The following is an 11,947-nucleotide window of genomic DNA, read 5'->3' as shown; positions in this document are numbered from 1 at the left end:
CTCAGTTTGCCCTGCTGGCACCGTTACTACGCCATCGTTTGGCACTGCAACCCAACCACTTCCCGTGTTGTATTCTAGGGTGCCTAATTCTCCAACTTCGGTGTCACCTAAGTTCAGGCCTAGCTCGACTTGAACAGTGGACTCGGAGGCATTCGACAGCGTCACTTTGAAGTTCGCTGTCTCACCCTCATTGATGGTGCCAGCATCTGAGATAGTCACGCTTGGTCGGTCATCATCCGGATCGGGGCCTGGCCCCGTGCCGTCATCCACTATCGTCGCCGTACCGGTATCACTGCCTTGCACTGCGCCAATGCCAGTCACCGTCACACTGAAATCTTCTGGGCCTTCATAAACAGCGTCATCAATGGCAGCGATGCGCACATCAAACTCAGTTTGCCCAGCTGGCACCGTTACCACGCCATCATTTGGCACTGCAACCCAACCGGAGCCTGTGTTGTATTCTAAGGTACCTAAGTCACCGGCTTCGGTGTCACCCAAGTTGAGGCCTAGCTCGACTTGAACTGTAGACTCGGAGGCGTTCGACAACGTCACTTTGAAATTCGCTGTCTCGCCCTCATTAACCGTACCTGCATCACTCATCGTTACCGCTGGGCGATCATCATCAGGATTTGAGCCAGGTCCACTACCATCATCTAAAATAGTGGCAGTCCCAGTAACAGGTGTGTTTTGTTCTTCTGTCGTGCCAGAGAGCGTAAACGTTTCTGGGCCTTCAAATATAGAGTCGTCAATAGAGTCTATAGAGACCGTAAAGCCACTTTCACCCGGTGGGATCGAAATGGTAAAGGTTCCGCTTTCACCGACTGAAACTTCTTCTGTTGTACCATCAGAAAATGTTATGAGGACACGCTCATTGACGTAGTCACTCCCGTTATCGTCAGCTGAGCCGCCTGTTGCGGTTCCATCAAGGAGAGAAAGAATGACATCAGTATTGTCTTCAGTTGTTTGACTTAGAGTAATATCGAATACAACTTGGTCACCTTCGTTGATAGTCGGACTAGATATTTCTTGAACTAATATAGTCGGTGGTACAGGGCCATTAATTACTCTGAAAAGATCCAACAAAGATAGTGCTTGAGTTGTAGATAGTCCGATTCCATCAATACCGACGGTCTCAAAATTCGTACTAGCCAACAATTCAGCGCCAGTACGATCTATTGCACCAGTATTTTGGGGGCTAGAACCACTTTCCTCACCAGCAGCTGGCTCAAAATCCTCACCAAGAGCAGCCGGGTCTTCTCCACTAGCGATAGCCTCGATTAGCGCAGTGACATCATCAGTAACGTTAATTGAACTACCTTGCGGTGTTACCTGTTGTACAATTAATTCTGATGTATCAGAAACTTCCTCAATAATTAATTCACCAGGCTGAGGTAGCTGACCACTTTCAAGACTTCTCAGGTTCCCATCAAGCCCTATAACCACGACATTGCTCATCAATGAACTTAACGCTACTCGATCCATGCTCTTCATCCTTGTATTAGTTTAATTAAAGGCTTGTTACTGCACTAAACACGTCTATAGTTTAGACAAAATATGAATTTTTCGTTTTATTCCAAGAGGATTTAGTTTTTTGAGAGTAATAAGGAAAATAACCGAAGAATTTGCCTTCATTTAAACCAGTTTCCGCTATGCTCTTAAGATAAAAAGGTTTTCTACGAAAAAATCGACCACTTACCAAGCAAGCTTTGCCTCGTATGCTAGAGTTTAGAGAGTAAGATTGTTGTTTTTTATTGAATTAAACATTTAAACATCAACAAGTTGATAATACGCACTAAGAAAATTCATTGTTTGTAACTTCTCGTCTCAAATATGAAACAGAATAAGAGCGACATGATTTTAGGAGAACTAACGTGAGATGGAATCGAGTACATATAGCCTGCTGTTGCTTAATAGTGTCTTCACCAGTTTTCGGTCAAACTCTAGAGCAAGCGGTTGCACAGACGCTACAAAATAACCCCGATATTAAAAGTGCATTTAACGAGTTTATGAGCCAGAAGTACATAAATGAAGCTTCATCAGGTGCTTACCTCCCCTCTGTTGATCTAGATGCTGGAATTGGATATGAAGGATTAGACCCGTCAGATGAAGTTGGTCGAGGAGACACGGATTACACTCGAAAGGAAGCTTCAGTGACACTGACCCAACTAATATGGGATGGTAGCGCTACGTTAAATGATATTGATCGAACCGCAGCTGATGCTGAATCTGTTAGATTTCAACTCTTAGCAGATGCTTCAGATAAGGCACTTGAAGTGACTAAAGTGTACTTGGACGCTGTTAAAGCGTATGAAGTCCTAAAGCTTTCAGAAAACAACCTTGCTGTTCATAAAGATATTTACGATGACATTAAAAAACGAGTCAACTCGGGTATCGGCTCTACTGCTGACTTGACGCAGGTAGAAGCACGTTTGGCAAAAGCACACGGAAACTTAGCTGCTGCTCAAAATAACCTGTATGACTCTCACACGATGTTCACTCGTTTAGTCGGTCAAACACCACAAGGGTTAATCTTTCCGAGAGCGGACCAAAACTTTATCCCGTACACGGTTGATGAAGCGGTAGGCTTGGCATTTGAACTTCATCCCGTTATTCAAGTGGCGCTCGCAGACGTAGACTCGGCTAAGTTTCAATACAAACAGTCTAAAGGTGTTAATTACCCAACCATTTCAATTGAAGCTTCGCAAACATGGCGTGACGACGCTGATGGTTTAAAAGGTCGAAGTGATGAGACACTTGCCATGCTGCGTCTACGCTACAACCTATTCAATGGTGGCAGTGATGCAGCGAACTCAGAAAACTTTGCCTACCAGCTAAATAAAGCAAAAGACTTGCGTGAAGGTGCCTATCGCAATGTTGAAGAAGGATTAAGGCTTTCTTGGAGTGCGCTTGATTTAACATTACAACAAAAAGAGTTTCTATCAGATCATGTAGACTCTGCGTCTGAGACCGTAATTGCTTACGAGAAGCAATATCGCATCGGTAAACGAACACTGCTTGATCTATTGAACACTGAAAACGAGCTCTTTGAGGCGCGTAAAGACTACTTAGATTCTAAATACGCAGAGCAGTACGCCAAATATCGAGTGATGAACGCAACTGGGCAACTGTTGAGTGCATTAAGGGTTGAAATGCCTAAAGAATGGCTAGAAGAAGTGGAGTATTAATTATGAAACACATAGCTTTTATTACACTCTCATTAATGCTCTCCGCATGCAGTTCATCAGATCGTGGTGATGAATATGATTACATAGATACCCCAATTGCCGATCAGTGGGCTGATCATATAGATGATGACTCTGACGGAGTCATTAACGAGCGAGATTTGTGCCCGGGTACACCTTTGGGTGCCGAAATAGACAACGACGGTTGTGGTTCGTACGTTGACTCCTCACAAGAAATGCAAATTCGAGTACTATTTGCGAACGATTCCGATGTGATCAACCCTATCTTTACGCAACAAATTCTTGAACTATCAGACTTTTTGAAAGAGTACCCGAACACGTCTATAGAGATTCAAGGTTATGCTAGTCGCACTGGTACTGCAGAACATAATCTTGACCTATCTAAGCGCCGCGCTGAAAACGTTAGAAAAGAGCTAATGAAGAATGGCATTAGTGGAGATAGAGTTACCATTGTCGGCTATGGAGACACAGTACTTGCAACACAAGGTACAGACCAAGTTAGTCACGCATTGAACCGTCGAGTAACCGCAACAGTGATTGGCCACAAGGGTGAAGTGAAGAAAGAATGGACCGTTTTCACAACACTTCCAAAAAGCTAGCACAACAATAAACAGACCGTAAAAATAAAAGGTCTAGCAAATTGCTAGACCTTTTTTGATTTTAAATTTGACTACAGTTTAGCGCTACTACATGTCTTTGTACTGAGCTTCTAAACTCGCAATTAAGCTTTGAGTCACATCATCAACACTTGCACCGTCAAAATGGATGTCCAATGTCGAGCTCCCTTTTGTAATACTCAGGTTTGCCTCAGATCCCCCGTCTGGTGCCACTTCTACATGATACTCTCCGACATCACCAGTATGATCACCTGATTGAAGATCATTAAGAAGCTCTCCAATTTCATCTTTAGATAAGTCGTCAAACAGATCTGAGAAGTCTAGAGCGTCTTCATTTTTATTGAAGTCAGTGACAGTATCAACATCGTTAGTGACTTCACTCCACTTAAAGATGTCCGCCCCTTCTGACCCTGTTAAAGTATCACTACCTAAACCACCAATCAGAATATCATCCCCTTCACCGCCAACGAGTATGTCGTTGCCACCATGACCAAATAGTAAGTCATCACCAGCGCCGCCATATAAATTATCCGATTTATCTCCTTGGTGAGTTTGGTTGAATTCTTCCAAGTTATTTCTAACGTACTCATGTATATCTTCGCCGTCAACGGTAGACACATCCTGACCCGTTTGCTGCGCCACATGTGATTGAATCGCACTTAAGCCTTGTTCATTACCACCAAACTCAATTAAGTCACCTAACAAGATATCGTTACCTTCACCTCCTTGAATAGTGTCTGAACCTTGTTTGAGAGGTACATCTTGACCCAATATCGTTTCAGCAAGCTTAGTAACATCAATATCTGACTCTACCACACCATCAGTGTCATACTGCTTGAGTGTATGTTCATCAACGCCACTCCCAAGACCTATCGCTTCTATAGAGGACAATGCCGCTAGTACTTGATACATGTGTTGAGCTTGTGTCGAGCTATTCCCTTCATCGTAATAACGGATAGAGCCATAATATCTGTCGATATCGCCAAGGATTCTTCCTGTTAGCGGTGAATAAACCTTACCGTAACTATCTATAACGACATCACCTTTGTAGGTAACTGTTTGTCCGTATGAGTAATTGTTTTTACTCGCAATATCTTGCAGGGTAACAAGCTTGCCAGAATTATCGACGTCCAAAATCACTTTCGAGAATTCACTCGGTGCTACACCATAGAGGTATGTTGCTCTATTTGGTTGACCATCCGTAACAAAGTACGTGATATTTTGGCCATTAGGGTTAGGTTGACTGCTGAACCATTCAACGGCCGACTGTAAGCCCGCCTCATAGTTTGTGCCGCCAGAACCCTCATCATCAATTACACGATTCAACTCTTCTACAAACTCTTTTCTTGCTGTAAGAGAACTCAAGTCAACAGAAATCACCGCTGATGCACTTGAAGCAAATTCACTAAGGTGAATATTCACTGTCCCTGGCTTCTCTCCTTGATTTACCGCACTTAACAGCTCATCAAACACATCTAGCACTTCTTGCTTCGCAGTTCCTACCCAGTTACCCATGCTCCCTGAAGTGTCCAGAACAAATGCGATGTTGTAGTCCTGACCTGCAATGATCTCCAATCCTTGAACATCACCAACAATAATATCGTGATCGTCACTACCCGTTATCTGATCATTCCCATGCGATCCCGACTCCAACACATAGTCACGAGCTGTAAGCTCAACGGATTCAGTTGTTGAAGCTGCGTCATTATTTGATCCTTCAACAGACGTAGCAGTAACGCTTAGCGGGAACTCTAAGCTGCCTTCATAATCGAATGGCACTCTGATATCCAGGGAAAGCTTACCATCTGTACCAAGAGTGACAGGGTAATCTCCATTTGAATCTTGCTTAATTGCGACCCCATCAACATACACGTCAACACCGTCTGGTAGATCTTGTACAAGAGCAGTCTGCGCTAAATCCTCACTTCCATCGACATCAACTAGATCAACATCCACATCGACCGAAATCCAGCGATCTTGAAGCACTTCATAAGTGCCATCAGGTTTCAAATCAACAATTTTGTCTGCAAAAACAACGCGTTCAATTTCATATAAATGATCACCTCGGTCATCACTACCTGTATGATCGTTTACCGAATCGATAGAACGACTATCTAATAAAATCCAATATGGAACTTTACCTCCATGATCGTCTTTGAAGGTCATTTTGTAGTCATCAAAGTTCCCTGTTAAGTAGACTGTATCTTTACCATCATGCAGAGTAAGACTGGTCGCGTCATCACCATAAAACGTATCATTGTTACCACCGCCAACAAATACGTCATCGCCACCGCCACCATAGAATACATCGTTGAAATCTGTCCCAACAAACAAGCTGTCGGTGTCACTTAAGTCAGTATTGACTCCCAACACAACACCAGCGTGTGTATTAATTTTAGGTACTGCATTATCCAACCCAAGGTTGGCTGCGACAGCCTCATTTTCGGTATTGGTATTATTTATTGCCGATGTAGCTAAGTGATGGTTTGGATCAATAGCATCTCGTTTAACTAAGTCGCCAACATTGATCGTGATCGTAGGTGCATCTGCGATAGCAACAACATTGATATCAAGTGTATTTGTTACGCCAGTATTTGTGGTATAGCTAATTAATGGAACGTCACCTGACCAATGCTCAGCAGGTTCAAATATGTAACTACCATCTCGGTTTACTAGTAACGTACCACTAGTCAAAGAAACACTTTCGCCTACCTCGTAATCAGCACCATCGATAGTAAGATGATCTACCATCAGAATATTGTCGCCGTCAGAGTCATTAAGCAATACATTCCCTTGTAGAGTATTGTCTTCTATGGTTTCGCCCAAATCACTTTCCGTTTCCGTCGGTAAGTTCTCATGTACTACAACATTGATCGCCAAGTTAGATTCTGCTGAATCACCATTCGAGCTTTCTGTACTCGTTGCAGTCAAATTGATAGTGAAGTCATCATGGGAGCCCGCAGGTGGAGTCACAGTAAGTGCATCTAATGTCCAACTTGTCACGTCCAGTTCTTCATCAATAGTTGCGACAGTAATAGAACTATTTCCATCTGAAAGGATCGCACCTACAGGTAAGCCAGTTAGCGTGACTTTAAGTGATTCAGAGCCATCTGTATCATTTAAGCTTGCTTTAATTTCAGAGAGCGGTATCGCTGTATCTTGTAACCCTTCGTTCAGCTGGTATGTTTCGTAAAACGCAACACCATTAACTTCTTGTAGTTCAGACGTTCTGATATCAGTTGCTTCTAGTGCACTTTCATCACTAACTACGTAAAGACTACTATTGCTCAGGTTGACAGGCGCTTGTCCATTAATGGATACATCCACATTAAAGTTACCCGGACCACTTTGGTTATGGTGATAAATTTCAATTGGATAAAAGCCAGATACCGAAGGGGTAAAGCTAGCTCCCTTAATATCACCACTGTCGCTCCCCCAACGAGCTTGATCAAGTAACGTACCACCCAACTTAATTGCAAGGCTATCATCGGCTTGACCGACAAAGTCGTAACTCGAGCCAGCTTCGAGATAAACAAGAGATGTGACTAGAACGGCCTCATTTGCCAAGGTTGCATGAGTCCCTAAATCTTCCACATTTGCCCAACTCAATCGAGTACCATCGGCTTCATTAAGAGCGTTGATCGCTGAGATTAGAGTCTCTCCATTGACCCCCATACCATCACTAGAACCAACTTGAACATTACTCCATGTCGTAACGTTAAACTCTTGTTGAGGCAATGAGTTTAATGGCGTCACTGCAATTAAGTTCGGTTTGTCAGCTACAGGGTTCACGTCTATTGTCAGTGTCGACTCTTGACCAGAGCTCTGCCCATCTGTCGGTTTAAAACCAATTTGAGCGTAACTAGATTCCTGATCTCCGACTTGATTTCCGCCGAAGCTGTCACTGCCTGATTCATTTAATTCAGGTACAAAACGAACACCGTTTTCCTCAAAAAGCGATTTATCGAGGACTTGATCGATTTGTACAGACTGCCAATCGCCTTGCGAATCTCTGTACTCTAATGAGCCATCGCTAGGAAGCGTTGTAATTTGGACGGATAGATCTGATACATCAGAGTCCACATCGCTAATACCGAATGATGACCAATCAAGCATCACTTGAGTATCTTCATTCATCTCAACCACTGAAGGCGAAGATTCAGGAGCATCATTCACATTTACCAGAGAAACATTTACCTCGGCAGTATCAATCCCGCCAGTTCCATCGATAACCTCAACCTGAAGCGTATAATCGCCCAAGTCAACATCATCGATTGTCTTGTTCAATGAAATCTCTCCACTTGTCGGGTCGATATCAAAAATACCATTAGTGCTCGAGCCATCTGCAAAGCGGTATACAAGCACGTCATTATCGTGATCTTCAGCAACGACCGTGCCGATAACGGCCCCACTCACCGTGTTTTCGTTAACTGACCCGAAGTCGTAAACATCATCATTTGGTTTGTCACCAGCACTATCGCCGCCAGAAATAAACTCTGGAGCGTGCTGAGCATCTATAATAGAGACTGTTACTTCATTCGAGTCACTTGCAAGCGTCGAATCTGCACCAACCGTATCAATTAGAGTCACGGTTAGGTTTTCAAGATCTTCGTAAATACCATCATCGAGAGTTTTTATATCAATCGGCGCCGACGTTTTACCCGCTGGAATCGTGACTGTGTACGTACTTGGAGCAATATAATCTTTGTCATCAACATTCCCTCCGATTGTGAATGTTACCAGTACATCTTCATCTGCTTTTTGGTCAATGTTGACGATAAATTTTGCATCACTACCTTCATCAACTGAGGATTGATCTGAGCTAATAGTCACTTTCGGTGCACTTTGGGCATCAACGATCACAACACTTGCGCTGTTATTTGAAGCAATGCTCGCATCAGCGCCATCAACCTCTTTAATGGTTACTGTGAAAGATTCTGCGCCCTCATAAATACCATCGGTGACCGTCAGTAAGTCAAGAGCAGCTGAAGATTGACCCGCAGGAACTTCAACACTCAGAACGCCAACAAAATCTTTTCCATCTTGGGCCACGCCACTATATTCGACATGAACCGTAACACTCTCATCTGCAACTTTATCAAGTGTCAGCGTAAAGCCTGCCGTTTCACCTTCATTTACGCTGTTTTGATCGGCACTAATACTAACTAAAGGTGCAGGATCAGAATCCACAATATTTGCGTTACCAGTTGCAATACCATTACTGGTGACACTACCGATTTCCGTAACCGTCAGACCAAAGCTCTCATCACCTTCATGGACATTATCTAGTTTGGTCGGGACTGCGACTTTAATTTCAGCGACACCTGGAGGTATGGTAACGTCTCCATTAGGCGCCATATCTAATGTTTGAGTTTGACCATGAGTATCCACATAGGTCACTACCATAGTGCCTAAATCAACATCTTCCGCAGTATAGCTATCATTTGTTGTTGACTTCAGATTGACGACAACGGCCTCTTGAACAGGGTTAGAGAGTAAAACGGTAAATATTGCGTCAGTTCCTTCAATGACATCGCCGGCATCTACTACGCTAAGTTTTGTACTGTCATTATCAAGAACTGTTGCCGTCCCCGTTTCACCGCCGATCTCAAGAACGATCGTTTCGCTGCTTTCCACAACCAAGTCATCAATAGTCGGAATCGATATTTCGAAGCTACTTATACCTGCAGGAACAATCAAGTAACCACCTAAGAAAACAACACCATTTGTATAGGTTGCATTTGATAGATTTACGTCATTCTTATCAACTGAAGAACCTTGAGCAAGCATATCAACTTGGTACTTAACGGCAGTGCTAGTGGTTTCATTTAGAACAACCGAGAACGTGACATTGTCACCCTCAGTCACGCTATCACCGACCACAGACAGGCTTGGCCCATTTTCAGCAATATTACCATCTAGCATTTCATTAACGATATTGACTGTAGATGGATCGCTAACGCCATTTTCAGAGTCGACTGCCACATATCCAAAGCTGTCTTCGGCAGGTACACCTTCTACATAACGTAACTCCCAGTTCCCTTCATTTTTCGTAGAAAAATCTAACTGAGTAATGACCGAACCTTCAGGAAGAGCTAGATCTTTCCCATAACCAACGCTTGTTTCTTGGAATAGCATGAAGTTGCCTTCAGGCTTCAAAAACTCGAACGTTTGAGTCTGTTGGACATTATTTGAATCTAAGTATGTAACCGTAATAAGTGCTGCGTTGTCATCTCCGTAATCAAACAATCCACCTAATCCATCTAAGCCAAGGTTTACGCTGCCCACAGGATTATTAGACAAATCGATCGTAATCGTTTCACCTTTCTCAATACCCTGCCCATCATTGTCAGCGATACCATTGCCGATGTGTGACACCTGGCGGTTGTACTGCGCAAGCTCACCGCTATCAGAAGAAATGGTGATAGAAGCTCCATTTGCTAAATGCTCAGTACGGGAGTGTGATGGACCTCCGTCCTCACTTAGCCCCCAATTATTGAAATCTGTTGTAGACTCGGAACTATTTAGTGTATCTGGGCGATCCTTGATACCTAATAAGAAACCCACATTATCAGCTTCATAGTAAAGGCTGTCTTTGTCATAAAGCGTATCGCTTACTTCTTTAATTTCGTGCAGCTCACCATCACTATCTTTAAAGAACAACGTACCTGAGGTTGGCAGTTCAGTAATTCGGACATGTAGATCGTTGCCTTTTAAGTCGTCTTCAACATCCGCGATATGATCTTGAGAGTCACCGTGACCCAGAGGCTTCGTATCGGTATCAAACACAACGTGCGTAAGCTGATCATCGGCCACATGCGTAAAGTCTTCACTGTCAGGTTTGTCGTTTACTGGCGTGACATCGACGTTAACAATGGTGGATTCACTGACACCACCGGAGGTGACGATGTAGGTGAAGCTGTCTGCCCCGTGGAAGTTGTCGTTTGGCGTGTAAGTGACGCTGCCGTCCGGGTTGACCGAGACCGTGCCGTTAGCTGGACCGTTATTGCTATCGAGCGACACCACTTTGTCGTCGCCTTCGAACGTGTCGTTACCTAAAACCTTGATGATGGTTGGTGTGTCTTCCACAACCGTCGCGCGGTCAGATTCAATATCTGCCACAGGCGCCACTGTGAAGTTCACCGTTTGGCTAACGCTTTCACCGCTTGGATCGGTGGCGGTAAAGGTTAGGGTTTCTGAGCCGTTCCAGTCCGCAGTTGGGCTAATGGTCGCGATGCCATTTTCAATCGACACCAACACGTTGCTGTTGCCGGACACTGAGAAGTTCAGTGCGGAGTCGCTGTCTTTAAATGCGTCGTTTAAATCAATCGTGTAGATCGTAAAATCTTCTGCTAACACTTGATCTGAAATCACATTGTCGACTGTTGGTGCATCGTTAACGCGATTCACAATCAAACTATCACTGTCGCTAACCGTTGGATTAACACCATCCGATACTGATGCGCTGCTCGTTAGGTCTTTAAGGTTGAGTTCGTCGTTGTTAACCGCGTCAACACCCGCTTGAGTCAGTTTGACTTCATCGCCAACTAGCGCAAAGTAGCCGTTTGAGTTGTTTTCTAAAGAAACGGTTAATTGCTCTTCTGGCGTGTCGATATCAGCGACTTCCAACGTTGCCACTACCGTATCGGTATTCACTGCATCTTCAGTGATACTTTCTACAGCATCGACCTTGATCGTTGGCGCATCGTTTACTGGGTTAACGGTAACAGCTACTTTCGCTTGGTCAGTCAGCGAACCATCAGTGATGGTGTAAGTGATTTCGGCGTCACCATTGAAGTTCTCGGCCGGTGTAAAGACCAATTTTCCATCAACAATCTCAACTGTGCCTTGCGCTTCAGGTACAGACGCCGATTGGATAGACAACTTATCGCCATCAATATCGGTGTCGTTTGGCAGGACATCAATCGTCACTGGCGTGTCTTCGTCAGTAACGGCATTGTCATTGGTCGCCACTGGCGCATCGTTCACTGGCGTCACATCGACGTTCACCGTGGTGGACTCACTGACCCCACCCGACGTGACGATGTACGTGAAGCTGTCTGTACCATGGTAGTTATCGTTCGGCGTGTAGGTCACGCTGCCATCCGGGTTGACTGAGACCGTGCC

4 protein-coding genes are annotated in these 11,947 nt (G+C 44.2%); 2 read left to right on the top strand and 2 right to left on the bottom strand.

The window, feature by feature from the left end; all coding sequences use genetic code 11:
* Window positions 1-1,482 (bottom strand): Calx-beta domain-containing protein (locus R7Z50_RS23580; RefSeq protein WP_318149287.1); only part of this gene is annotated, 1,482 nt, incomplete at its 3' end.
* A 389-nt stretch (window positions 1,483-1,871) separates the two neighbouring features.
* Between R7Z50_RS23580 and R7Z50_RS23575 the strand changes: the two genes are divergently transcribed.
* Window positions 1,872-3,185, top strand: a complete 1,314-nt coding sequence (locus tag R7Z50_RS23575) for a TolC family outer membrane protein (protein ID WP_021707835.1) — start codon at window positions 1,872-1,874, stop codon at window positions 3,183-3,185.
* Window positions 3,186-3,187: 2 nt separating this feature from the next.
* Window positions 3,188-3,802 (top strand): OmpA family protein, encoded by a 615-nt coding sequence (locus tag R7Z50_RS23570; protein ID WP_005377363.1) that lies wholly within the window; start codon window positions 3,188-3,190, stop codon window positions 3,800-3,802.
* Window positions 3,803-3,889: 87 nt separating this feature from the next.
* On the opposite strand, the gene R7Z50_RS23565 is transcribed toward R7Z50_RS23570, so the two are convergent.
* On the bottom strand, window positions 3,890-11,947 hold an 8,058-nt coding region (locus R7Z50_RS23565), incomplete at its 5' end, for a tandem-95 repeat protein (protein WP_318149286.1).

Source organism: Vibrio sp. 1249-1 (assembly GCF_033340495.1).
This window is presented reverse-complemented; position numbering and strand designations above follow the sequence as displayed.